Origin of the sequence: Mesobacillus subterraneus, from assembly GCF_023715485.1 — a bacterium.
GTDB lineage: Bacteria > Bacillota > Bacilli > Bacillales > Cytobacillaceae > Mesobacillus > Mesobacillus subterraneus_B.
In genome coordinates this window covers 42,048-66,884 of record NZ_JAMBOF010000019.1, presented here as the reverse complement: position 1 = coordinate 66,884, position 24,837 = coordinate 42,048, and the positions used below count along the sequence as shown (strand labels likewise).

General features: G+C 44.0%; 20 protein-coding genes, 10 tRNA genes and 2 rRNA genes. 27 read left to right on the top strand and 5 right to left on the bottom strand.

From position 1 onward, the window contains the following. The 13 genes from M3204_RS20495 to rocF form a co-directional block, all read left to right on the top strand. A 23S ribosomal RNA gene (locus M3204_RS20495) occupies positions 1 to 92 on the top strand; the annotation flags it as partial. Between the two features lie 120 nt (positions 93 to 212). Continuing rightward, positions 213 to 328 (top strand): 5S ribosomal RNA (rrf, locus tag M3204_RS20490). 79 nt (positions 329 to 407) lie between these two features. Further along, a tRNA-Asn gene (locus M3204_RS20485) sits at positions 408 to 482 on the top strand. 42 nt (positions 483 to 524) lie between these two features. Further along, a tRNA-Thr gene (locus M3204_RS20480) sits at positions 525 to 597 on the top strand. Positions 598 to 615: 18 nt separating this feature from the next. Next, a tRNA-Glu gene (locus M3204_RS20475) sits at positions 616 to 687 on the top strand. A 68-nt stretch (positions 688 to 755) separates the two neighbouring features. Continuing rightward, positions 756 to 831: transfer RNA gene (locus M3204_RS20470), tRNA-Val, on the top strand. A 37-nt stretch (positions 832 to 868) separates the two neighbouring features. Next, positions 869 to 944: transfer RNA gene (locus M3204_RS20465), tRNA-Thr, on the top strand. 94 nt (positions 945 to 1,038) lie between these two features. Next, positions 1,039 to 1,123: transfer RNA gene (locus M3204_RS20460), tRNA-Tyr, on the top strand. 54 nt (positions 1,124 to 1,177) lie between these two features. Beyond that, positions 1,178 to 1,252 (top strand) — tRNA-Gln (locus M3204_RS20455). 187 nt (positions 1,253 to 1,439) lie between these two features. Then, positions 1,440 to 1,512 (top strand) — tRNA-Lys (locus M3204_RS20450). A 72-nt stretch (positions 1,513 to 1,584) separates the two neighbouring features. Further along, a tRNA-Gly gene (locus M3204_RS20445) sits at positions 1,585 to 1,659 on the top strand. 3 nt (positions 1,660 to 1,662) lie between these two features. Next, positions 1,663 to 1,738, top strand: a tRNA-Ala gene (locus M3204_RS20440). A gap of 535 nt (positions 1,739 to 2,273) precedes the next feature. Continuing rightward, positions 2,274 to 3,170 carry an arginase gene (gene rocF, locus M3204_RS20435; protein WP_251487041.1) on the top strand — a complete coding sequence of 299 codons (897 nt, stop codon included), beginning with the start codon at positions 2,274 to 2,276 and terminating at the stop codon, positions 3,168 to 3,170. Positions 3,171 to 3,268: 98 nt separating this feature from the next. Here the strand turns inward: rocF and M3204_RS20430 are convergent, their stop codons facing one another. After that, the gene (locus M3204_RS20430) at positions 3,269 to 3,439 is read right to left on the bottom strand and encodes an aspartyl-phosphate phosphatase Spo0E family protein (protein ID WP_251487039.1); all 171 of its coding nucleotides are present in this window, start codon (positions 3,437 to 3,439) and stop codon (positions 3,269 to 3,271) included. A gap of 263 nt (positions 3,440 to 3,702) precedes the next feature. Here M3204_RS20430 and sigW point away from each other — a divergent pair, with 263 nt between their 5' ends. The 8 genes from sigW to M3204_RS20390 all read left to right on the top strand — a co-directional run bounded on the left by sigW (position 3,703) and on the right by M3204_RS20390 (position 11,948). Further along, entirely contained in the window at positions 3,703 to 4,266 is a 564-nt protein-coding gene (sigW, locus tag M3204_RS20425) for an RNA polymerase sigma factor SigW (protein ID WP_251487037.1), read from the top strand. A gap of 16 nt (positions 4,267 to 4,282) precedes the next feature. Then, a complete protein-coding gene (locus M3204_RS20420) occupies positions 4,283 to 4,921 on the top strand; it encodes an anti-sigma factor family protein (RefSeq protein ID WP_251487035.1) in 639 nt (212 codons plus the stop codon). Positions 4,922 to 5,190: 269 nt separating this feature from the next. Next, positions 5,191 to 6,018 carry a diadenylate cyclase CdaA gene (gene cdaA, locus M3204_RS20415; protein ID WP_251487032.1) on the top strand — a complete coding sequence of 276 codons (828 nt, stop codon included), beginning with the start codon at positions 5,191 to 5,193 and terminating at the stop codon, positions 6,016 to 6,018. Then, the gene (locus M3204_RS20410; protein ID WP_251487019.1) at positions 6,011 to 7,243 is read left to right on the top strand and encodes a CdaR family protein; all 1,233 of its coding nucleotides are present in this window, start codon (positions 6,011 to 6,013) and stop codon (positions 7,241 to 7,243) included. Before cdaA ends, M3204_RS20410 begins: the two co-directional genes overlap by 8 nt. Positions 7,244 to 7,281: 38 nt before the next feature. Then, positions 7,282 to 8,631, top strand: a complete 1,350-nt coding sequence (glmM, locus tag M3204_RS20405) for a phosphoglucosamine mutase (RefSeq protein ID WP_251487015.1) — start codon at positions 7,282 to 7,284, stop codon at positions 8,629 to 8,631. A 151-nt stretch (positions 8,632 to 8,782) separates the two neighbouring features. Further along, positions 8,783 to 9,058 (top strand): hypothetical protein, encoded by a 276-nt coding sequence (locus M3204_RS20400; protein ID WP_251487012.1) that lies wholly within the window; start codon positions 8,783 to 8,785, stop codon positions 9,056 to 9,058. 67 nt (positions 9,059 to 9,125) lie between these two features. Further along, the gene (gene glmS, locus M3204_RS20395) at positions 9,126 to 10,928 is read left to right on the top strand and encodes a glutamine--fructose-6-phosphate transaminase (isomerizing) (RefSeq protein ID WP_251487009.1); all 1,803 of its coding nucleotides are present in this window, start codon (positions 9,126 to 9,128) and stop codon (positions 10,926 to 10,928) included. 162 nt (positions 10,929 to 11,090) lie between these two features. Then, the gene (locus M3204_RS20390; protein WP_251487061.1) at positions 11,091 to 11,948 is read left to right on the top strand and encodes an MBL fold metallo-hydrolase; all 858 of its coding nucleotides are present in this window, start codon (positions 11,091 to 11,093) and stop codon (positions 11,946 to 11,948) included. A gap of 945 nt (positions 11,949 to 12,893) precedes the next feature. On the opposite strand, the gene M3204_RS20385 is transcribed toward M3204_RS20390, so the two are convergent. The 3 genes from M3204_RS20385 to M3204_RS20375 form a co-directional block, all read right to left on the bottom strand. Then, positions 12,894 to 13,808 (bottom strand): NERD domain-containing protein, encoded by a 915-nt coding sequence (locus tag M3204_RS20385; protein ID WP_251487006.1) that lies wholly within the window; start codon positions 13,806 to 13,808, stop codon positions 12,894 to 12,896. A 96-nt stretch (positions 13,809 to 13,904) separates the two neighbouring features. Next, positions 13,905 to 15,716 carry a CocE/NonD family hydrolase gene (locus M3204_RS20380; RefSeq protein ID WP_251487003.1) on the bottom strand — a complete coding sequence of 604 codons (1,812 nt, stop codon included), beginning with the start codon at positions 15,714 to 15,716 and terminating at the stop codon, positions 13,905 to 13,907. Between the two features lie 173 nt (positions 15,717 to 15,889). Then, entirely contained in the window at positions 15,890 to 16,954 is a 1,065-nt protein-coding gene (locus tag M3204_RS20375) for a M14 family zinc carboxypeptidase (protein WP_251487000.1), read from the bottom strand. A 233-nt stretch (positions 16,955 to 17,187) separates the two neighbouring features. On the opposite strand from M3204_RS20375, the gene M3204_RS20370 reads away from it, so the two are divergent. From M3204_RS20370 to M3204_RS20355, 4 genes are all read left to right on the top strand, one after another. Further along, positions 17,188 to 17,865, top strand: coding sequence for a response regulator transcription factor (locus tag M3204_RS20370; RefSeq protein ID WP_251486997.1), 678 nt, complete (start codon positions 17,188 to 17,190; stop codon positions 17,863 to 17,865). Beyond that, a complete protein-coding gene (locus M3204_RS20365) occupies positions 17,862 to 19,274 on the top strand; it encodes a sensor histidine kinase (RefSeq protein ID WP_251486995.1) in 1,413 nt (470 codons plus the stop codon). Before M3204_RS20370 ends, M3204_RS20365 begins: the two co-directional genes overlap by 4 nt. Before the next feature lie 182 nt (positions 19,275 to 19,456). Beyond that, a complete protein-coding gene (locus M3204_RS20360; protein WP_251486981.1) occupies positions 19,457 to 19,870 on the top strand; it encodes a hypothetical protein in 414 nt (137 codons plus the stop codon). Between the two features lie 63 nt (positions 19,871 to 19,933). Further along, positions 19,934 to 22,135: an MMPL family transporter gene (locus M3204_RS20355; RefSeq protein WP_251486979.1), complete on the top strand. Its 2,202-nt coding sequence runs from the start codon at positions 19,934 to 19,936 to the stop codon at positions 22,133 to 22,135. Positions 22,136 to 22,329: 194 nt separating this feature from the next. Here M3204_RS20355 and M3204_RS20350 read toward each other — a convergent pair whose 3' ends face one another. Next, positions 22,330 to 22,503 carry a hypothetical protein gene (locus tag M3204_RS20350; RefSeq protein ID WP_251486976.1) on the bottom strand — a complete coding sequence of 58 codons (174 nt, stop codon included), beginning with the start codon at positions 22,501 to 22,503 and terminating at the stop codon, positions 22,330 to 22,332. A gap of 305 nt (positions 22,504 to 22,808) precedes the next feature. Between M3204_RS20350 and M3204_RS20345 the strand changes: the two genes are divergently transcribed. Both M3204_RS20345 and M3204_RS20340 read left to right on the top strand, forming a co-directional pair. Then, entirely contained in the window at positions 22,809 to 23,009 is a 201-nt protein-coding gene (locus M3204_RS20345) for a cold-shock protein (protein ID WP_041967029.1), read from the top strand. A 538-nt stretch (positions 23,010 to 23,547) separates the two neighbouring features. Continuing rightward, the gene (locus M3204_RS20340) at positions 23,548 to 24,783 is read left to right on the top strand and encodes an ATP-binding protein (RefSeq protein WP_251486972.1); all 1,236 of its coding nucleotides are present in this window, start codon (positions 23,548 to 23,550) and stop codon (positions 24,781 to 24,783) included. Positions 24,784 to 24,837 lie beyond the last annotated feature (54 nt).

The window sequence follows — 24,837 nt, the reverse complement described above, 5'->3', positions numbered from 1 at the left end:
AACCCTGAAAGATGATCAGGTTGATAGGTCAGAGGTGGAAGCGCGGTGACGTGTGGAGCTGACTGATACTAATCGTTCGAGGACTTAACCAAAATAGATTACTCGTTTCTTCTGAATTCTTCTTACAAACATTATCTAGTTTTGAGGGAATGAAAATTTCTCTTGAAAAATGCATAAAAGGCAGTATAATAAATATTGTCTTTACAAAATTGTCTGGTGACGATAGCGAGAAGGTCACACCCGTTCCCATACCGAACACGGAAGTTAAGCTTCTCAGCGCCGATGGTAGTTGGGGGTTTCCCCCTGTGAGAGTAGGACGTCGCCGGGCAATGATGCATTTCCATCTTGGACAACTTCTAAGGTGAGGCATTCGAATCATCTGCAAGAGTTATGAAATATACCATTATTCCGCAGTAGCTCAGTGGTAGAGCACTCGGCTGTTAACCGAGCGGTCGTAGGTTCGAATCCTACCTGCGGAGCCATTATCTCTAAATGACAATAGTCATTTGAGCTGGCAGCAAAATGCTTCCATAGCTCAGCAGGTAGAGCACTTCCATGGTAAGGAAGAGGTCAGCGGTTCGAGCCCGCTTGGAAGCTCTCAAAATATTATTATATGGCCCCTTGGTCAAGCGGTTAAGACACCGCCCTTTCACGGCGGTAACACGGGTTCGAATCCCGTAGGGGTCACTTGGTTTTATTTTCGCGAAAGCAAAAAAAAACATCTTTAAAAAAGCATCTGCGAAATACAATATCATGGAGGATTAGCTCAGCTGGGAGAGCATCTGCCTTACAAGCAGAGGGTCGGCGGTTCGATCCCGTCATCCTCCACCAAAATTTTTTCACTCAGTGAAAATAATCTTCATTAAATGCCGGTGTAGCTCAATTGGTAGAGCAACTGACTTGTAATCAGTAGGTTGGGGGTTCAAGTCCTCTCGCCGGCACCATCTTTCTAACTTCCCTGAATAAGCTTCAGCGGAAAGATGCGAGAAATCCCGAAGGGATTTTGAGCATGTACCTGGTTAGGAAGTTTCTTCATGTGGAGGGGTAGCGAAGTGGCTAAACGCGGCGGACTGTAAATCCGCTCCCTCAGGGTTCGGCGGTTCGAATCCGTCCCCCTCCACCATTTTAATACATATAAAAATTGGACAAGCTACTGATGTCCTTTTTATTTTTTCATTGGGCTATAGCCAAGCGGTAAGGCAACGGACTTTGACTCCGTCATGCGTTGGTTCGAATCCAGCTAGCCCAGCCATTTTATTTTCTTTTTGCACTCAGGTGCTTAAAAGACTATTAACGGGGTAGATTATATCCTATGAGCCATTAGCTCAGTCAGTTGCTCGCTTCATTGAAGAACTCCAGCGGCAACTTGCGAGAAAGACCGAAGGTCTTTTGAGCACCGGATCTAAACAATAACTCTGTATAGGCACCATTTTAAATATGAGCCATTAGCTCAGTCGGTAGAGCATCTGACTTTTAATCAGAGGGTCGAAGGTTCGAGTCCTTCATGGCTCACTCATGTTAAGACCCCTAAGAATAAACTTAATCCTTTATTTTTAGGGGTTTTATCGAATATAATAAAGACATGCGGAAGTAGTTCAGTGGTAGAATACAACCTTGCCAAGGTTGGGGTCGCGGGTTCGAATCCCGTCTTCCGCTCCATATGGGGCCTTAGCTCAGCTGGGAGAGCGCCTGCCTTGCACGCAGGAGGTCAGCGGTTCGATCCCGCTAGGCTCCACCATCACACTACATAAATACCATTTCAGCCATAAATCCAATTGGGTTTATGGTTTTTTTATTATTGGCTCTGTTAAACTCGGCTGTTGATTTTCGTTCCAGGCGCTTCGCTTTCCGCGGGGGAAGAATTATGAAAAAGTTCAAAAACCAACTTTTTCAAAGAACAAATTCTTCTTTGCTGGCGCTGAGCCTCCTCGTCGCTTCGCTCCTGCGGGGTCTCATCTGACCAGCTAAGCCCGCAGGAGTCTACGCGCCTTCCACTACAATCAACAGGTATTAAAAAAATCATTGGGCTTTAACAGAGCCTTATTATTTAGCAATAAGAGAATTAGATCATAGCGATTACTGACGTTTTTGGCAGAGAAAAGCAAAACTCGAGTCCAAATGAAGCATCTTATTAAAAGAATGATTTCTTTCCTCCTTAATTATTCACTCAATTCTAAACCGTATATATATTCATAAAAATGTCCAGTTGAGTCATTGAAATGAAAGCGTTTAAAATAGGGATAGAGATGAGAGAAGGCAAGGGGGAGAAAAGTATGAAAAAACTTTCGATTATTGGCATGCCTATGGATTTAGGTCAAATGAGAAGGGGCGTCGACATGGGTCCGAGCGCGATCCGTTATGCCGGCATTAACGAGAGATTAAGAGTTTTATTTGATGAGATAGAAGATTTAGGAGATATCTCGGTTGGCAGGCCAGAAGTGAAGATTGATCCAAACAGCAACCTGCGCAATCTCGAACTGGTAGCAGAGAAAAATAAGCTGCTGTCAGATGAGGTGGATAAAATTATTCAGTCCGGGTCATTCCCGCTCGTATTGGGCGGCGACCACAGTATAGCCATCGGTACATTGGCTGGAGTGTCTAAGCATTATAAAAGCCTTGGCGTAATTTGGTATGATGCCCATGGGGATTTGAATACGGCAGATACATCGCCATCAGGGAATATTCATGGTATGCCATTAGCTGCGAGCCTGGGGCTCGGGCATGGGATGTTAACGGACTTAGGCGGTTACGCACCAAAGGTTAAGCCTGAAAATATCGTCATCATTGGAGCGAGAGCTTTAGATGATGGGGAGAAAGAATTGATTAAGGAACTGGGCATCAAGGTGTTCACGATGCACGAAATTGATCGTCTTGGAATGGCGAAGGTAATGGAAGAAACAATTACCTATTTAAACGAAAAGACAGATGGCGTCCATCTATCACTTGATCTTGATGGACTGGATCCTACAGACGCTCCCGGTGTTGGGACCCCGGTTATGGGCGGCATCAGCTATCGTGAGAGCCATTTGGCAATGGAGATGCTGGCAGAGGCGAAAATCATCACATCCGCTGAATTCGTGGAGGTTAATCCAATCCTTGATGAGAAAAATAAAACGGCTGTGGCGGCGGTTGCCTTGATGGGCTCTTTGTTTGGAGAAAAGCTTCTGTAATTGCATATCTCTAACCAGTGATGAATACAAATGTATTGTTGGGTGAAAAAATAGGAGCAGCAGCCGAATCGTGGCTGCTGCTCCTTTATCATTAATATTTAATATAGAAATGTCTTTTTGTCAGATAGATGATAATATTTATTTAGTAAATGGTCGAGTTTCGTGCTGATCGCTACCACCCGTTGATTTGACAGCGAGGTTTTTGCTGCGAGTTCAACCATTTCTTTTCGGCAATTCTCAATATCCTTCAATAACGTTTCTGCACACATTGCGAACTTTCCTCGCTTTCACTAAAATATAGTCCCTTTATACCCCTGAAAAAATCTTTTTAAACCAAACTGGTAAAAATTTGTTAACATAAACTTATTGATGTTTTTAGACATTTTTTGCACCAAAAGGTTGTACATAGTCGGTTAGAGTATAATTTTGTCAATTTCACAACTTTAAGCAAGTTTTTATAAAAAAAACGAAACCTTTTCCGGAATCGATTCGTATATCGATTAGCCGCATGAAGCGCGGAGGTAAAATAATAATGGAAACCATAGTTAAACAGAGAATTAAACAGGTAATTAAGGGAGACCAAAATGCCTATGGGGAAATTGTTGAAATCTACAAGGACAAGGTATTTCAGCTTTGCTACCGTATGCTAGGCAACAGACATGAAGCAGAGGATATTGCACAGGAAGCATTCATACGTGCATATATCAATATTAACAGCTTCAATCAAAGCTTGAAGTTTTCCACTTGGCTGTACAGAATTGCTACGAACCTTTGTATTGACCGGATCCGCAAAAAGAAACCGGATTATTTTCTTGATGCGGAAGTGCCTGGAACAGAAGGCTTGACAATGTATTCCCAAGTTCCTTCTGAAACTCCTTTGCCAGAGGACGAAGTCGAAAGCATCGAGCTGCATGACACGATTCAAAAAGAAATTTCCAAATTACCCGATAAATATAGGTCGGTTATCGTATTAAAGTATATTGAGGAACTTAGTTTGAATGAGATCAGTGAAATACTCGATCTCCCTCTTGGTACGGTGAAAACAAGAATACATCGAGGAAGAGAAGCCTTAAGGCAACAATTGCGACACGTATAAGGTGAGGTGAAAGATAATGAATTGTCCCGAACAAGCTATAGATTATATGCATGAATATCTTGATGATGAAATTACCGAAGAACATGAAAAGATTTTAAGAGAGCATTTGCAAAGCTGTTCAGATTGCCAGGAATACTTCAGGGAGCTGAACAAAGCGATTGCACTTGTACAGAGCACCTCTCACATCCAGGCGCCAGATGATTTCACCTCAAAGGTAATGGCCGGCTTGCCAAAGGAAAAGAAGAAGACTGAAATCCAGCGATGGTTCAGAAGCCATCCGCTGTTAACAGCAGCATCTCTTTTTATTGCATTAATGACTGGCAGCATCTTTACAACCTGGAACGAGGAGCACCAATTTTCGGTTTCGAAACAGCCTAACCTGCTCGTAGAGAATGACACGGTCATCGTGCCTAAAGGCGAAGTCGTCAAAGGCGATGTCGTAGTCAGGAACGGGAAGGTGAAAATAGAGGGCGAGGTCCAGGGGAATGTCACTGTTATCAACGGTGAGAAATACCTGGCTTCAGCGGGAAATGTAACGGGAGAAATAACAGAGGTCAATGAAGTGTTCGAGTGGATCTGGTACCATATAAAAAAGACCGCCAAGAACACTGCAAACCTTTTTGAAAGTGAAGAAAAGGAACAGTCATTCCAATAGGAGTGGCTGTTTTGTTTACCTGGAAGATTGCGAATGCTTAGCTATTTATATGTGCGAGCTTTTTTCACATGACTACTTCATTATTATTTTAAACAGTCCTTATGTTATAATAAAAAAGTTATATATGTTTATGGGCTGAAGTGCATTTGTGATTTTCTGCTTTTTACAAAAAGGCTGTTTTCACTCTGAGGCAGGGATTTTTTACATAGTTATTTGTTCATGAAAAAAACTGCAAAAAAGAGCCTTACTACACTATTGGAGGAAGTGCAATGTCGTTTGCGGATTTCGATTTATTAGAATATCTAGCCAATATTATTGACATTCTCCTGGTTTGGTTCGTCATTTATAAGCTGATTGCCATTATACGAGGGACGAAGGCTGTACAACTTTTGAAAGGAATCTTTGTGATTCTGATTGTAAAGTTCGTCAGTGACTTCTTCGGATTGAACACGCTCAGCTGGATGATGGAGCAAGTTTTAACCTGGGGATTCCTGGCCATTATCATCATTTTCCAGCCTGAATTAAGAAGGGCACTAGAGCAGCTGGGCCGAGGGCGTCTTTTTGCGAGATCAGGCCTGCAGGAAGAAGAAGATGAAGAGAAGATGGTGGAGGCAATTATTAAGGCAACTGATTATATGGCCAAGCGCCGGATCGGAGCGTTAATTTCGATTGAAAGAGAAACAGGGATGAGTGATTACATAGAAACTGGCATTCCGCTTCAATCAAAAATTTCCTCCGAATTGCTGATTAATTTGTTCATACCGAACACACCGCTTCATGATGGAGCTGTCGTCATACAGAAAAATACCGTGGCTGCTGCGGCATGTTATCTGCCGCTCTCTGAAAGTCCATTCATTTCGAAGGAACTAGGGACAAGGCACAGAGCCGCCCTGGGAATCAGTGAAGTAACCGACAGTATCACGATTGTTGTTTCGGAAGAGACAGGAAATGTCTCGGTTACCCGAAATGGGGAGCTTTATCGTGACTTGAGCGGGGATACGCTAAGAGAACTGCTCACAGCCGAGCTGATTTCGCCATCAAGAATCAAGCAGGCAGCTTCTACCCGCTGGAATTGGAGGGGGAAGAAAAATGGATAAACTCATGGATAGCCCATGGTTCATTAAAGTGGTTGCCCTTGTTCTAGCTGTTCTGCTCTTTGGATCTGTTCCTAAGAATGACCCGGATAAGCCTGGGGATGTAAATGTTCCATCAGATGAGAAGGTGGAAACGATTGAGGAAGTTCCAGTAAAAAGGGTTTATGACACAGACACACTCGTTGTTTCAGGAGTTCCCGAAACAGTATCAGTCACGCTGCAGGGGCCAAAAAACCTTGTGCAGCAGGCAAAGACTTTAAGGAACTTCGAAGTGTTTGTAGACCTGACAGATGCTGAAATGGGAAAACAGCGAGTACCGATTACCATAAAAGACATTTCAGACCGTCTGACTGTCACGATTGAACCTGGTTATGCCAATGTTTCGGTCCAGGAGAAGGTGACGAAGGAATTCAAGGTCGAGGCGGAATTCAGCGGCAGCATAGTCGAAGAAGGCTATATTGCTGAAAAGCCTACCGTTAAGCCGAATAAAGTACAAATAACAGGTGCGAAGGATGTCGTTGACAAGATCACGTACGTGAAGGCGACTGTTAATTCATCCGGCAAAATATCTGAAACAATTACGCGTGAGGCAAGTGTCCTCGTTTTAGATAAGGAAATGAATAAGCTTGATGTTAATGTTGAACCTCAAACAGTCGATGTGACGATTCCAGTTAAAAGCTCAAGCAAAAAGGTACCGATTGATATTGTCCGAAAAGGGACTTCGCCAAGTGGTGTAACAATCGATTCGATAACTTTGGATACGAAGGAAGCAGAAATCATTGCGAATCCAGATGTGCTGGACAAAGTTGAAAGCGCACGTGTCGAGGTAGATATCAGTAAAATTGATGAGGACACGGAAATCACTCTGCCGGTGATCATCGCGAATGGAGTAGTGAAGGTTTCACCGGAAACGGTCAAGGTTTCAGTCAATGTCACCACCGAAACTGAAAAAACCATCTCAAATATTCCAATTGAGATTGAGGGCATGGATGATGGATATGATGTAGATTTCCTCAACCCTGCGAATGGTCAGACAAACATTATTGTCTCAGGTCCGAGTGACATCGTGTCTCCTCTTGCTGCCGGCAATTTCAAAATATTGATTAATGTGTCGGGTTTGGATGAAGGAGAGCATGAGGTTGATTTGAAGGTGACTGCACCTCAAAATATCACATGGAAACTGGATAGAGGAAAAGCCAATATATCAGTTGCGAGAAAAGAAGCATAATTTGACTGCAATTTTTCATACAAGGAGAGATTTTAAGAATGGGTAAATATTTTGGTACAGACGGAGTACGCGGTGTTGCGAATAGTGAATTGACACCTGAATTGGCTTTCAAGCTAGGCCGCTTTGGAGGCTATGTCCTTACAAAAGAACATAGTCGCCCTAAGGTGTTGATTGGCCGTGATACACGTATTTCAGGCCATATGCTTGAAGGAGCACTTGTTGCCGGTCTATTGTCGATCGGAGCTGAAGTTATGAGGCTCGGCGTCATCTCCACTCCTGGAGTATCATATTTGACAAAGGCCCTTGGTGCGCAGGCAGGCGTTATGATTTCTGCATCGCACAATCCGGTTGCGGATAATGGCATTAAATTCTTTGGTCCCGACGGCTACAAGCTTTCAGATGAGCAGGAACTGGAAATCGAACAATTGATGGATCTGGAGGCAGATGAGCTTCCACGTCCGGTTGGAGCTGACCTTGGGCAGGTAAATGATTATTTTGAAGGCGGCCAGAAGTACCTTCAATATTTAAAGCAATCTGTTGATGAAGATTTCACAGGTCTGCATATCGCATTGGACTGCGCTCACGGAGCAACTTCTTCATTGGCGACGCATCTATTTGCTGACCTTGATGCAGATACTTCAACCATGGGAGCGTCACCTAACGGCTTGAATATCAATGATGGTGTTGGATCAACACATCCCGAAGCACTTGCAGCATTCGTTAAAGAAAAGGGTGCCGACCTTGGGCTTGCGTTTGATGGAGATGGGGATCGCCTCATTGCGATCGATGAAAAGGGGAACATCGTTGATGGTGACCAAATCATGTATATTTGCGGCAAGTTTTTGAAGGACAGAGGTCAGCTAAAGCATGGTACAGTTGTTTCGACCGTAATGAGCAACCTTGGTTTCTACAAAGGCCTTGAAGAGCACGGAGTCCAAAGTGTTCAAACTGCTGTTGGGGACCGCTATGTAGTAGAAGAAATGAAGAAGAATGGTTTTAACCTTGGAGGAGAGCAGTCCGGGCATATCATTTTCCTTGATTACAATACAACTGGAGACGGCCTTCTGACAGGCCTTCAGCTTGCTAACATCATGAAAGCAACTAACAAGCCGCTTTCAGAGCTTGCAGAAGAAATGAAGAAATTCCCTCAGGTACTCGTGAATATCCGAGTGACAGACAAGCACCATGTGACTGACAACGAGAAGGTAAAAGCAGTGATTGAACAGGTTGAAGCTGAAATGGACGGCAATGGCCGCATCCTTGTTCGTCCTTCCGGAACGGAGCCATTAGTACGCGTCATGGCTGAAGCACCTTCAGCAGAGCTTTGCGAGGAATATGTAAGCAGGATCGCTGTCGTTGTAGAAGAAGAAATGGGACTAAAAGAATAGTAATGAACATCATATGCATAAGGGCATTTAGCACAAAATGGAGCCCTTATGCATATTTATTTATGAAGGGAAGTTTTAGCTTATCTGTGGAGGGTAATTGTACGGGTAGGCTGTTTTCCTTTGTTTTTCTATTGACGGATTAATCAGTATCATGTATGATAATCCTGTTTTTGTAAAAAAAACAAAAGCACCATTCCAATTGAAAGGTGGGCAGGGGTTCACAAATGGAAAAAAACATAAAGCGCCAGGACTAATCCTTGACCGGATAAGTGGATTAGTTGACGAGGTGGAGGTTTATCGAACATTCGGCGGATGCCTCCCGGCTGAAAGCACAGCCGCGAATTCCTTCTTTAAAGCATTAAGGCAACTTAATGGACAAAGAGAAGGGGATGCTAAAATTAGCGAGGTTATATTACCTCAAATATAAGAGATAAGGGGGCAAGCTGCCCCTAAAAAGGCTTCTTGCTCCCTGTCGTACAGGAGGAAAAGAAGTTATGTGTGGAATCGTTGGATATATTGGAAATAACGACTCGAAAGAGATTTTGTTAAAAGGCCTTGAAAAGCTTGAGTATAGAGGATATGACTCTGCTGGGATCGCAGTCATCAATGGCAACGGCGTTCATGTTTTTAAAGAAAAAGGACGCATTGCGGACCTTCGCAACGGAGTAGACCTTGATGTTATGGCAAACGCAGGTATTGGCCATACTCGCTGGGCTACTCATGGGCCGCCAAGCAAGGTGAACGCTCACCCTCACCAGAGCACAAATGGCAGATTGACTCTTGTTCACAATGGGGTAATCGAAAACTACGATCTATTGAAGCGCGAGTATTTGCAAAATGTTCAATTAAAAAGTGAAACAGATACTGAAGTCATCGTTCAGTTGATCGAACTGTTCGTTAACGAAGGTCTGAGCGTGGAAGACGCATTCCGGAAAACGCTGACACTTTTACATGGTTCATATGCACTTGCCCTTATCGACGAGCAAAATGATGAAACTATTTTTGTGGCGAAAAACAAGAGCCCGCTTCTAGTAGGTCTTGGAGAAGGCTTCAATGTTGTAGCGAGTGACGCTATGGCAATGATCCAGGTAACTAGCCAGTACGTTGAACTGATGGACAAGGAAATGGTTCTTGTTACAAAGGACGAAGTGACAATCAAGAATCTTGAAGGAGAAGTTGTTACACGCGCTCCTTACACTGCAGAGCTTGATGCAAGCGACATCGAAAAGGGAACATACCCACACTACATGCTCAAGGAAATCGACGAGCAGCCGCTAGTGATGCGCAAAATCATCCAGAACTACCAGGATGGCGAAGGCGGGCTTGAAATCGACTCTGACATTGTTGCTGCCATGAAAGAAGCAGACCGCATCTACATCATCGCTGCGGGTACTTCATACCATGCTGGTCTTGTCGGCAAGCAGTTCATCGAAAAATTGGCGAAGATTCCTGTCGAAGTCCACATCTCAAGTGAGTTCGGCTACAACATGCCGCTTCTTTCTGAAAAGCCATTGTTCATCTTCATTTCACAGAGCGGTGAAACTGCGGACAGCCGCCAGGTTCTTGTTCAAGTGAAGGAAATGGGCTACAAGGCACTTACGATTACGAATGTTCCTGGTTCTACGCTATCCCGTGAAGCAGATTACACTCTTCTTCTTCATGCTGGCCCTGAAATCGCGGTTGCTTCAACTAAAGCTTATACAGCACAGCTTGCTGTTCTTGCAATTTTAGCTGAAGTAACAGCTCGCGGCCTTGGCCATGATGTTGACTTCGATCTTGTACAGGAATTAGGAATCGTTGCGACAGCTATGGAAGCTCTTTGCGATGACAAAGAAGAATTCGAAAGCATCGCCCGCGAATACCTGACTGTAACAAGAAACGCATTCTTCATCGGACGCGGAATCGACTTCTACGTAGGCCTAGAAGGCGCGTTGAAGCTAAAGGAAATTTCGTATATCCAGGCTGAAGGCTTTGCAGGCGGAGAATTGAAGCACGGAACGATTGCTTTGATCGAAGAAGGCACACCAGTCATCGCCCTTGCAACTCAAGACTTTGTCAACCTAAGCATCCGTGGAAACGTCAAAGAAGTCGTTGCCCGCGGAGCAAACCCGTGCATCATTTCCATGAAAGGACTGGAAACAGACGAAGACCGCTTCGTCATTCCAGAAGTGCACAGCCTATTAACACCTCTTATCTCTGTAATACCAATGCAATTGATTTCTTACTACGCAGCATTGCACCGCGACTGTGATGTCGATAAGCCAAGGAATTTGGCTAAGTCCGTTACGGTTGAATAAATTAATTTATAATTGAATAAAAACTCCAGAAGGGTCGGGAGCGTACTTTGTACGTTTCTCGATCCTTTTTTTGATCCCAACGCCTCCAAATCATAAATTATCTTTAAAGAGAGACAATAACTCTGTATGGAATTGAGTTTTTACGGAGGTATTTGAATGGAAATAGATAAGCAAATGAACTACGGAAGTGATTATAAATATATTCCTGCTACTTCTATTGGCAGCGGTGTGGGCATGGAGATTTTGCCAGACCTATTCAATTATACTGTCCAGATTGTGAATATTCATTTGGTTGGAAATCCGGAAACAAAGGATTTTGTTCTGATCGATGCGGGAATGCCTGAATCAGCGGAAGAAATCATTTCCGTGACAGAGGAGCGTTTTGGAGCGAATAGCCGCCCAAAAGCAATTATTTTAACACATGGCCATTTCGACCATGTTGGAGCGATTATTGAATTAGTGAAGCATTGGGAAGTCCCTGTATATGCACATGAAATGGAGATTCCTTATTTAACAGGGCAAAAGAGTTATCCTGAACCCGACTCGTCCGTTGAAGGTGGCTTGGTAGCGAAGTTGTCACCTCTTTTTCCAAATGAACCGATTGACCTTGGGGGTAATGTTGAAAAGCTTCCTCCTGATGGAAGTATTCCGCATATGCCGGAATTTAAGTGGATTCACACACCGGGGCATACTCCAGGCCATGTCTCTTTATTTAGGGAAAGAGATCGAATGCTAATCGCAGGAGACGCCTTTGTGACGGTTAAACAGGAATCCCTGTATAAGGTTTTAATGCAGGAACAGGAAATAAGCGGGCCTCCAAGGTATCTAACGCCCGATTGGAAATCCGCTAAAGAATCAGTCATTAAGCTGGAGGCATTAAAACCCGCCGCCGCCGTAACAGGACATGGGCTGCTAATGTCTGATGAATTACTGTCAAACAGTCTAGAAAAGTTGGTGCGGGAATTTGACAGTATTGCGGTACCGGACTATGGGAAGTATGTGGGGAAGGATAGGCACTAAACCTAATAGACGAATAGCCTGCTGGTTTCCCCAGCGGGTTTTTGTGCGCCAAAGGAAAGCCCGTGCATTACCCCAAAACTCCGCAGAGAAGGAAAAAGGGTAAAAGGAAGGCCTCTGCATTACCCCAAAACGTCGCTGAAAAGGAAAAAGGGTAAAAGGAAAGCCTCAGCATTACCCCAAAACGTCGCAGAGAAGGAAAAAGGGTAAAAGGAAAGCTCCTGCATTACCCCAAAACGTCGCTGAAAAGGAAAAAGGGTAAAAGGAAAGCCTCTGCATTACCCCAAAACGTCGCAGAGAAGGAAAAAGGGTAAAAGAAAAGCCTCAGCATTACCCCAAAACGTCGCAGAGAAGGAAAAAGGGTAAAAGGAAAGCCTCTGCATTACCCCAAAACGTCGCAGAGAAGGAAAAAGGGTAAAAGGAAAGCTCCTGCATTACCCTAAAACGTCGCAGAGAAGGAAAAAGGGTAAAAGGAAAGCTCCTGCATTACCCCAAAACGTCGCAGAGAAGGAAAAAGGGTAAAAGGAAAGCCTCTGCATTACCCGAAAACGCCGCAGCGAGCGAAAAAGGGTAAAAGGAAAGCTTCTGCATTACCCCAAAACTCCGAAGTGAAGGAAAAAGGGTAAAAGGAAAGCTCCTGCATTACCCCAAAACGTCGCTGAAAAGGAAAAAGGGTAAAAGGAAAGCTCCAGCATTACCCCAAAACGTCGCTGAAAAGGAAAAAGGGTAAAAGGAAAGCTTCTGCATTACCCCAAAACTCCGAAGTGAAGGAAAAAGGGTAAAAGGAAAGCCTCTGCATTACCCCAAAACGTCGCAGAGAAGGAAAAAGGGTAAAAGGAAAGCTCCTGCATTACCCCAAAACGCCGCAGGGAGCTAAAAAGGGTAAAAGGAAATTCTCGGTATTACCCCAAAACATAGCTGGGAACGGAAAGGGAAAAACGCAAAATATCATGTGTAATGTCGTGTATGCCTGTCTTCCACCGGACTAAAATTTTTGTTTAAGACTCTTCTAATTGCTTTAATAGGTAATACTCCATTACACCAATCATAAACCAGAGCTGTAGTTAACTTCTTCTCCGGAAAAAGCAACTTAATTTCTTCAATATTTCGCATAACGGCGGCATCAATCTTTTCATGTGTTCCGCAGTGGCTGCATACGAATTCCTTTTTTTCGGTCCTATCCAAAGGCTGGTGACACTCTCCACACATAAATCCTTTCACCAAGTGATCATAATCGTACTTTGGAACTCGTTTGTAAGGGGAGTCAGTTTGGTGTAATTGTAAAAGCTTTTCTGCCATTTTTCTGTGAAGGGTGGTCATTTTGGAATGTTTCTTGTTTAGACTATTCATATAACGATTTAACTGGCTCGGAAAGATAATGGGTGCATCCTTAGGGGACTGGTATAGAGTAAATTCAGGGTTGATGAAGACGACGGAGGATACAATCACGAGTTTAAAGCCTAAGCTTTCGAATAGTTGTCGAAGCAGGGAAATACTCCGCTTTAATTGGAGCAGGGGATCTTTGATTTCACTTCCGTTGATTTTTTTGAGACGTTCACCTTCGTAGTAGTAGTCACCTTCATAGTACTTAACCTCGAAAACAAGGATATTATCTTGGACAATGACAAGAGAATCAATCTGGAAAGTAGTGCCTCCTACTTCTAGGAGCAGGTCATTCAGTGTCAGATGTTCAATTTCAAGGCTTTCCATCCATATATCAAACTTGATTTCTCCTTCAAATCCTTTCCTGAGACCATAGTGCCGTTGTTTCTCTTTCTCAGTGAATTCCATCCGAGGTGCTAAACAATCCAACATTTTCAACTCATTTGATTTAACGCGTGTTTTTATAATCATACTCCACATCCTTTCTCCTCCATATTTAAGCAAAAGAGAATAAATAGCCAGTGAATATTTTAAGGCAAAAAAGCCTGCCGTAAACTCGGCAGGCTAACTTCATGATTATTCCTCCACGACCGGGAGCACAATCGATGACGGGTATTTTGAGCTATTTAAAATTGTGGCGACTCCACCAAGTTGATCTACAAGCTGCGGAACCGGCGACATCGAATGTGGAAAGTCGCTTGGCCCGATGGAAACGCGGAGTCTGTGGCCTTCTTTAATGACGAAGTTGCTCGGGAAGATTTCCACATCGAGCTCCATAACTTCGTTGGGTGTAACTTCTTGAACCGCGGCTTTCGTAAATGGATGCCAAGGCTGAATATTCTCTCCATCGAGGAAGCGGCTTTTGCTCTCGTCGACTGCCCGGTGTGAGGCAGCCAGCCAGCCAGCGGTAATCTCGCGAGAAGTCCCGTCCGGCGCGACATCTGTTACACGCACAGACAATATAAGTTCGCGCGAGGTTGTTTTAGCGAAAATTTTAGCGGCAATCGGCCCGGAAACACGCAAATCTGTATTCATTGGTGCAGTCGTATAGGTGAGTTCTCCCAATTCGGTCAGTCGGTTATCCTTCGTACATGGCAGGGCATCTGGAATTCCGGCCATCCATTGGTTCGTGCTGCCTGAGCAGATGCCGTTCAGCGGCTGCTGGAGCATGGTGCGCGATGGCTCCAAAGAGGAAGGAGTCTCCCTTGTCAATAATTTCCCACTGCGAAGGTAAAAATTTTCATCAGTTGCCTCCTGATGAGGCCAGCCAGGCTGGACCTCAAAGCGATCATCACCGAGTACAAATTGAGTGACATCTGGAATCTTATTGATGTTCGTGTTGATGCCCATTAAATACTGGTCGAACCATCTCAACGCTATATGATCGAGAGCAGGGACATTGTCGGCAGGCAAACCGCTGCCATAGTTCCCGTGCGTCCAGTTTCCCATCAGCAACTTTGTCTGTACGCCGTTTGCTTTTAATTTTTCATAAATAAGCGGAGTTCCGCGCTGGAACAGGTCATGAAGTCCTCCGGTAAAAAATGCGGGAACTTCAATTTGATCGGCAACCGCCAGTGGGGAGCGCAGCTGTGCGGCTGGTCCATCGTAGGCAAATTCGCCGCCTGTAATCGCTGAGCTCAGGGTGCTGACTGGAAAGCCGAGCAATTGGCCTGTATGGTTTAGCAATACCGTCGTGCCCATGATTGGGTCAGATAGAGTGTAGGAAGGCGGAAGCAAGCCGCTGCCTGTCACAAGTCCGAGCCAGAGCGGGATGAATCCTGTGTTGACCATTCCTCCTGACATAAGAATGTCGCGGTACATATCACCCATCGGCACGATCGGGAAAATGACTTCCAGTCCTTCAGGCTGTTGGGCTGCGGTTAAAAGCTGGTTGATCGCACGGTAGGAAGAGCCATATAAACCAACCTTTCCGGTGCTCCACGGCTGGCTTGCTGCCCATTCCACAAGCTCCTTGCCATCACGCTGTTCTGCCTCGCCGAACGAATCCCATGCACCCTGTGAGGAGCCTGTTCCACGGACATCGACTACAACATGCGCATAGCCTCGTTTAATAAAATACTCATTGAGATTCTCGGTGCTGCTGACGTTCTTGTTATACGGAGTTTGTGTGAGGATGACTGGAAACGGCCCTGGTCCATCAGGTCGGTGCACATCGGCTGCTAAAATAACTCCGTCTCTCATTTTTATAAAGACATCTTTTTCTGTAATATAGTTTGAATAGATTTCTGGGCGATCATAAATTGTATCTTCCCATTCCTGTCCCGGAACGGCAGACTTAACAGTAGAGGCATGAACAAAAGCAGGACCAGTCCAGAGGCTCAACAAGAGGAGAAATGAGAGCATAAGAAGATAAAATCGAGAATGCATTGGCTAACCTCCTTATTTGTATGGTTTTTCACCTTAATCATACAAAAAGCAATGTGGGGTTTAAATACTGTAAAGGTACTAATGGAGGTAGGCTAAAGTTGTAAAATGAATCGCGCTTCAGTTGCATTGCATAGAGAAGCAGTGTGACCCACATGAATCACACTGCTAGAATCTTACTCGTCAGCTTCTTCGCTCTGCCTGTTTTTCTGCTCAGGGAGTGTATCCCAGAAGCTTGTGTCCATCTTTTCGATAGAATCATCTGCAATTGCCCTTACTGTGGCATCCAGGGTCGTGATGGTCTGCTTGATCAGATAGCCATTGCTCTTCTGGCCAAGTGCGTATGATTCAATAAAGTGGTCGGACATGCCGCGCATTTCGAATAGTAGAGTTGAAATGTCATAGCGGACAGCTGCTCCGTTGCGTCCAATATTCGTTCCGGTGCCGCCTACATATTTTCCAATGTGTCCCCATCCAGTATCCTCAAGCGCATTATATACTACTGCGCCAAGCTTTTTGGAGCCTTCAAGCACCTCTGGCTTAACATTCTCATTGGTAGGATAAAGAATCGATCCGGATACTAACTCGCCTTCAGTTTCGCTCAGCGTTCCTTGATGATGAAGATCGATCATATAATCAATATCATACTTAGCGAAGACATTTTCATGAAGTGCACGCGCTTCTGGTTCCATCTCGCTCGTTTCTTTTGCATGCTCCCTGTTTAAATCCACGTAGTTTGCGTTGTAACGGGTCAGGTGGCGGTCGCCGTCAGCATGATAGTTTTCAAGAGAGAAATCAACATCGCCCATCGCGCCATCCGCGTTTAGCATCGGGATGACCAAGATATTAACATTTTCCAATACTCCACTGGTTTTTGAGGTGCCCAAATGCTTGATGAATTCCATTGCTCCCTCAGTTGTCAGCTGTTCATTTCCGTGCTGCTGAGTTAAAAATAACACCGTCGGATTTTCTGGATTGGAAACGTATTTAGCCATATAAATGTCGCGGCCTTTGACCGTCTGCCCAATCACTTCAAGTTCCATCGCCTCTTGCTTCGCATCCTGAGTCTTCAGATATTCTACTAAGCTTTCATATGTATGAAGAATCGAGGTTTGCACGGAGCCATTCCCGGCACCAGGACCATTTCCAACCGCGCCAGCCGGAAGAGAAACCACTGTTACTGCGCCAAGAGCCATCATGCTGGATAAAGAAACGGATAAAACTTTCTTCTTCAAATTCATATTCATTCCTCCAAGAACTAGATTTGATATCTATTTTACGGAAAATTGAGAAAACATTTAATAGAGTAAGTTACCTATTTATTAGACAAATTTCGAGTTGCGAAACAAGTATAAATGATAGAGTTTAAAGGCATGAAAATTGGGTTGATATAGGAGAAAAGTAATTGGCTATGATGCCGGCTCTCGAATCGCTATAATAAATGGTATTAAGAGCTTTGCAAGGAGACCTGGTTATGGCAGCGATTTTAATAGTTGACGATGATATCAACATTCTATATTTGGTAAAAAAACAGCTTCAAGATGAAGGGCACATTGTATTACAGGCGATGAACGGGGTTGATGCTTTGAAAATCCTGGCCAATTCAGTCATTGATTTGGCTGTAGTTGATGTGATGATGCCTGGAATGGACGGTTATGAGCTTACGAAAGCAATAAGGGAATCGCATGATATCCCGGTCATCATGCTGACAGCGAAGGGACAGATCGAGGACAAGGAGCTGGGATTCCTCTCAGGAACGGACGATTATATCGTGAAGCCGTTTGACCCCAAAGAGCTGATTTTCAGGATCAATGCGCTTTTCCGCCGCTACCAGAAGCGGAGCAATCTCATGATTACGATTGGCAATGTAACCATCAACCAGCAGAATTTCGAGGTCCAGGCAGATGACCGGACGATCATTTTGCCGCTCAAGGAATTTGAATTGCTCTCGTTTATGGCATCCAAGCCAAACCAGGTGTTTACAAGAAACCAGCTGATCGAAGAGATTTGGGGCCTTGACTTTGCCGGAGATGAGCGAACGCTGAACGTCCATATAAAAAGGCTGCGCGACCGATTCTCTGAATTGACGAATGCCTTCACGATTAAAACGATCAGAGGCGTTGGATATTTAGTCGAGGTAAAAAACAAATGAAATCCATCTACTCAAAATTTGTGCTAGCGACCATTGCCATCATCTTTACGAGCACGATTTTAGGCTTTTTTATTTCCAATACGTATTACCATCAGCTTGTGAAGCCATTGAATGATGAAAAAAATGTGAGTGTGGCTAAAAATCTTGCCAGCTACATTGAGAGTCAGGGAAACATCGAGATTGAACCGTACTTACACAGTGCCGCATCGACGGGCTATCAAATTTACATCGTTAACGCCAGTGGTTCTGAGCAATATTTTGGAGCGGAGTTTAAACGACAGAATCTGCCTCGGGAAGCCGTGGGTTCTGTTCTAGAAGGAGAAATCTATCACGGCATGAGGGAATTCCCGATGGAAACCTTCGTCACCGGATTTTTCGCGAATGAGCTTCGCAATACAGTCGGGATACCGTTCAGCTATGAAAATGAGCAGTATGCGCTGTTCATGAGACCGGATATCAAGCTGCTTTTCAGTGAAATCCATGTCTTGATGGGCTGGATGATTCTGATTATGTTTGTTGTCAGTGTCATACTTGTTTTGATTGCTTCAAAGTTCCTCGTGAAGCCGATCACGAAGCTTACATCGGCGACGAAGGATATCCAGGATGGTAAATTTGATATCAAGCTGGATATCAGCCGGCAGGATGAAATCGGCGTGTTGGCGCGTAGCTTTGAGGAGATGTCACTCAGGCTAAGTCAGCTTGATCAGATGCGGACAGAATTTGTCTCGAATGTGTCCCATGATTTTCAGTCGCCGTTATTGAATATCCAGGGATACGCCCATCTGCTGGCAAAGGAAAATTTGCTTCCGGATGAAAAAGCCCAATACATCCAGGTGATCCATCAGGAAACCAATCGGCTTTCATTACTGACTAAGCAACTGCTGCTGCTCACTTCTCTGGAAAAAGAAGATTATTATTTCAATACAGCTCCATTCAATCTGGGGAACCAGCTGAAAGAACTGGTGCAAATGTATTTATGGCAGCTCGACGAGAAGGGAATAACCATCACCTATAACCTTCCGAATGTGGTTTGCGAAGGAGACCCGACACTCCTTTATAATGTCTGGGAAAACCTTTTAACAAATGCAATCAAGTACAATAAAGAAAATGGAGAAATTGAAATTGGCGTCCATGATGAACTTCATTTTATCAAGGTGATCATCAAGGACACAGGAATAGGAATGACCGCCGAAGAAACAGAGCGGATATTCGACCGCTTTTACCGCGCCGACCCTTCAAGGTCCAGAGAAGTGGACGGAACCGGTCTCGGCCTGTCAATCGTAGACCGGATCATCAAGCTGCACAAAGGAACCATTTCAGTAAAAACCCAGCCAGATAAAGGCACTGAATTTATCGTCACCCTGCCTAGGAAGCAGAGGGACGGTTCTCGTGCTTCCAACAAAAGCTGAGGTGGCGGTTCCTCGTTCTTCCAACAAAAGCTGAGGTGGCGGTTCCTCGTTCTTCTCTTTAATAAACGCAATCTGGGCTAATTTGTAATATCGCGTTCACCTTCCGTTCACTTTCGTTTCTTATAATGAGATTCGTAAGTGAGCAGAAGGTGTTTTTTTAATCATTAAAGGGGTGGATTATTTTGAAGGAAAGAAATTTAGCTTTGCTTAGATTTTCGGCCGTGTTTTCTGTCATTGGGGCAATGCTTGGCGCACATATGGCGGGTTCTGTTTCGTATGCGTTCCGGCCGATCCATGCGCATATCCTGGTTGTCGGATGGCTGACCTTGTTTGCGTGGGCGGTTTATTATGAAGTGTTCACAATAACGTCGAAAAAATTGGCGGCATGGCACACGTGGACGGCTATAATCGGTACGACAGGACTTACAGCAGGAATGTGGGTGCATAATCTAAAGCCTTTCAATCTGCCAGAAGCGGTTTCGCTCGTTTTATATATTGGCGGTGGCGTCACTTTGCTTGTCAGCTTTATTTTATTCCTTGTTTCAACATTCTTTATAGCAAAACGAAATGAAGTGAGGGCGCAGCATGTGGAATAAAGGATATAGTTTGAAAGGAAGCAGGAGAACCGTCCCCGTGCTTCCGCGAATTGGGGTAGTCATATGATGAAATGGGCAAAGAAGTTAACGGTTTTTTCTAGCAGTAAAAAAGGTGCAAAGGGAATTGTGGCGGCATGGTTCATTGCGGCGTTGCTGATGGGCTGGATGGCTCCAGGAGCGAGTGATTATGCGACAAGTATCAATGAATCCGGTTTGCCAGAGGATTCTGTTTCGCTCAAAGCGGATGAGAAAATAAAAGAGTATTTTCCAGATGATAAAGGCACGCCTGCATTGCTGGTTTTTAATAAAAAAGGTGAATTTACCGAGGCGGATTTTGGCGTCATCGATGATATAAGCAAAAAGGTAGAAGAGGCGAAGCTTGAACCGGTTAAGGCTGTTGTTCCGTTTCATAAGATGCCTCCTCAGGCAAAGGCGTCATTTTTATCCGAAAATAACACGACGCTGATTTTGCCAGTTTCTTTGAAGGAAAACCTGGAACGTGAAACGATTAATGAGACGATTAAAGAACTGGGCCAGATCGCAAAGGAAGAATTAAAGGATAGCGACAAGGTCAAGCTGGCGATTACCGGTCCAGCCGGTATTGTGGCTGATATGATCAGTATCTTTGCAAGAGCGGATGTTGTCCTCCTGCTGGGGACGATGGGCTTGATTTTTGTCCTGCTGATCCTGATATACCGCTCACCGCTTTTGGCATTGGTTCCATTGCTAGGAGCTGGGATTGTCTATGAGGTCGTAAATAAGACGATAGGGATATTTGGCTCGGCTGGCATGAGGATCGACACGCAATCGACCTCAATCATGTCGATTCTGCTATTTGCCGCATTGACCGATTATTCGTTGTTTATCGTAGCCCGATTCAAGGAAGAGCTGAAAAAGGAAGAAAGCAAGTACACCGCGATGAAGCGTGCGATGGAGGAGGTCACAGAACCGATCCTATACAGCGGCGGGACCGTCCTGGCGGCGATGCTTGTCCTGTTCGCTGCCATTTATGAGCCTTACCGCAGCTTCGCGCCTGTTTTCTCGATTGCCTTAGTGCTTATCATTTTAGGCGGGCTGACGTTGCTGCCTGCATTATATGTACTATTCGGCAGGAAGGCATTCTGGCCATCCATTCCGAAAGTGGACCATCAGAAAGCAGCTAAGCCGACTTTCTGGTCGAAGCTCGGAAATGCCGTTGTGAAAAGTCCTGTAAAGAGCGGATTTATTGTGCTAGTCCCGCTTGTGGCTATCGCCCTGAATACATTGAATATCGAGTATTCATTTAACCTGATTAAATCTTTCCCGGACGATATCCAGTCACGGCAAGGATACGAGATTCTGGAGAAGAACTTTGCTCCCGGGGAATTGGCTCCGACCACGCTGATCATTGAAAGTGAAACAGAGTTGGAGAAGGAAAAATTGCAGTACTTTAGGGAAGAATTACTTAAGATGGACGGAGTCGCCCGGGTCAATCCTGATTATGCATCTGCTGATCCGATGCAGGCTGCGAGGCTCGATTCCTATTTTTCAGAGGAACGGAAAGCAGCAAAGCTTGAGATCGTCTTTGACGGAAATCCATATGATCAGAAGACGTTCGACCAGTTAAATTCGATTGGCGAGCAAGACGAGGCATTGCTAAAGACTGTTGGTTTAGAGGGGACAAAGCTTTACTATGCAGGTGAAACTGCCAAGCAGGCTGAAATCCGTGATGTGAATGACAGGGATACATGGACTGTAGTTATTTTAACAACAATTGTCATCATGGTTTTGCTGGGATTGCAGACAAAATCGTTCATCGCACCAGTCTATATGATGGCTACGATTATCCTTTCATACTTTACGGCGCTCGGAGCTGGATTTTTCATATTTGACCAGTTCTTTGGCTACTCGGAAATCAGCTATCGCATCCCGTTATATACATTCATCTTCCTTGTAGCGCTTGGTGTAGACTATAACATCATGCTCATTTCAAGGATAAAAGAGGAAGCAAGAAAGCATCCGATCAAGGAAGCGATCAGCCTTGGATTATCCCATACGGGAGGGGTTATTTCCTCAGCAGGCTTGATCCTGGCTGCAACATTCGCTGTCCTCATCACCCAGCCCATCATGGAGCTGTTCATGTTCGGCTTTACCGTCGCCATTGGTGTACTGATCGATACGTTTTTGATCAGAACAATCCTCGTTCCTGCAATCATGGTCAAATTGGGAAAATTCAGCTTGTGGCCGCAAAAGGTGAAATCCGCAGAGGCAGATACGGGCGCTTAGGAGGAAAAAAGCGTGCTCAATGGGCACGCTTTTTTTAAAAGGCACTGTAATAGTAAAATTGTTGATTTCTCCACCTCTGTTGATTGGAACGACTGGAGCGAAAATTAACAGTCGAGTCTAACAGCGCAAAAGGCGTAATTAAACAGCTAACAGTGTATAAAAAAAGAAGCAGGAGAACCGTCCCCGTGCTTCCGTTAAATTTTCTCCAGTTCTTCTTCGAAATAGAATGTGCTGGGGTGTTCTTTGACGATGTATGAGAATCTCTTCATATTTTTAACGTATTGAGATTTCATGATTGTAACCGTTTCACCAGTATCTTTAATGTGCACTTCCTGACCAGCTTTATATAGGTTGCTCGAGCTTTTCAATTAGCCACGCCCTTTCATATTCTATTCATTATACCATATTTGAAGGTTATTTTCTGAAATTCTGGAATGGAGTATGAAGGTCTTACTTATTTCATTATTGACTTTTTTTAAGAAAACTATAATGGCGGCCATTTTTTGGCAAATCTTATAAAGCTTGCACTATTATATTATTTCTGTTATTCTTAGGAAGAATTATTTTTGTTCGGTATGTAAGGGAAGAACATGCACTGCTTGATTCGCCTGTATATCATTGAGAGCAAGAATAGTAACAAATTGTGTGGATATCACACTAGGAGGCAACAAAAATGGAAAACGGTAAAGTAAAATGGTTTAACGCAGAAAAAGGTTTTGGATTCATCGAACGCGAAGGCGGAGAAGACGTATTCGTACATTTCTCAGCTATCCAAGGTGAAGGTTTCAAATCCCTTGAAGAAGGTCAAGAAGTTTCTTTTGACGTAGAACAAGGCGCTCGTGGACCACAAGCAGCTAACGTTACAAAACTATAATAACGATTGGCACATACAAACAAGCTCTGAGTAATCAGGGCTTGTTTTTTTATATTCAAGATAATCACCCTTGTGAATTTTACGGGAAGCTGGAAGGCCCAGCCTTTTATAAGTGAATGAAAAAATAAAAAAACCCCACTCATTCAAAGTAGGGTTTTTACTGCGGTAAAGCAATGGTTGGATTTATTATAGCATAAGTTTTAGAGTGCCTGAGAAAATTTTTTTTGATAAACGGCTGTTTTTCCGCATATATTGTTGTTTTTCAAATCAAGTATTCATCCCGTATATCTCATGACTTCGAGCTCTTTTCGAGGAGGTGTTTGAACAGGGAATGCATGAAAACTCGTAAAAATCCAAATGACGATTTTTACTTTTGGTTGTGAAAGCAACAGAGTTTACGAAAAGACCCATGTAAAAAAACATTTATATAAGGGTGTCTAAAAAATCTGAATTTTACATTGAAGAATTCCCTCCGGCAGTGGATAATAAGAAGTAGACATTTATTTACATTCTGGCGGTCCTTGGGGGATTTTGCGCAATGGTAGCGTTTTTGAAAGATTTAATCCTGCATTTTTCGATAATATTGTCGCTTGGCTTCATGTATAACTTTTTATGGATGCAAAAGCGCTATACCTATAAGCTGCATATTTTTAAGCTGTCGATTTTAGCTGCGCTATTGCTGACGATGGCTTTACCTGTGCGATTTCATGGTGGAATGGAATTTGATTTGAAATTGATCCCGATCTTCATTGCTTACTTTTATTTAGGCAGGACGGATAGTTTTTTGCTGGTTGCAGTTTTGCTTTTATTGCAAGGGTTTTTAGAAATAGAAAAGCTGGGTGTAACATCAATCAATTATGCAGTCATTTTAATCTTGTTTTTCGCGATTGAAAAAATGTACAAGGACACTTCCGTCAAGAAAAAAATTGCTCTCGGACTCTTTGTCTATGCCTTGATTACTTCGACAAGGCTTGCGGCTCTGATCAATTCAGGGAACGCTGAGGACTACCTCTATCTTCTTGTTTTTTCACTCGTTTCTTTCATCGCTTTATCAGTAACCATATACATAATTGAGATGACGAACTTCCAGCTGCAGATGATGCATGAGCTGCACAAAGCTGAGAAGTTTTCGGCGATTAGTCAGCTTGCCGCTTCTGTTGCCCATGAAATCAGGAATCCAATGACGACGATCAGGGGATTCATGCAGGTCTTGCAGGGAGAGCGGAACTTAAGCGCTGATCAGAATCTCTTCATTTCGATATCATTGCAGGAACTGGACCGAACCCAGACAATCATCGATAACTTTTTATCGCTTGCAAAACCGAACACTGGCGGCATGGTTAAAATAAACCTGAGCCGACTTTTAAGGGAAATTATCGATTTCATGAGATCTTACTCCCATCTTGCAAATACAGAATTGGTAGAAGGTATTGAAAAGAATCTCTGGATTAAAGGCGATGCTCACGAAATCAGGCAGGTTTTTATCAATATCCTGAAAAATGGCATTGAAGCGATGCCTGGCGGCGGAAGTATTTACATCATCGCCAAGATTGACAAGGACTACGTAAAAGTTCAGTTCAGGGATGAGGGCGTCGGCATGAAAAAGGCCCAGCTTGAACGCCTCGGCAACCCTTATTATTCTACCAAGGAAAAAGGGACAGGCCTTGGGCTGATGATTTCCTATGATATCATCCAGAGGATGAGAGGGAAGATCGTCGTTGATAGTGAAGAGGGAAAGGGAACTACCTTCACGATTTTACTGCCATGTGAGTGACGAAATAAGGATTGAAGAAGGCGGGGAATCGTCTTCTTTTTTATTTTCTTTTCA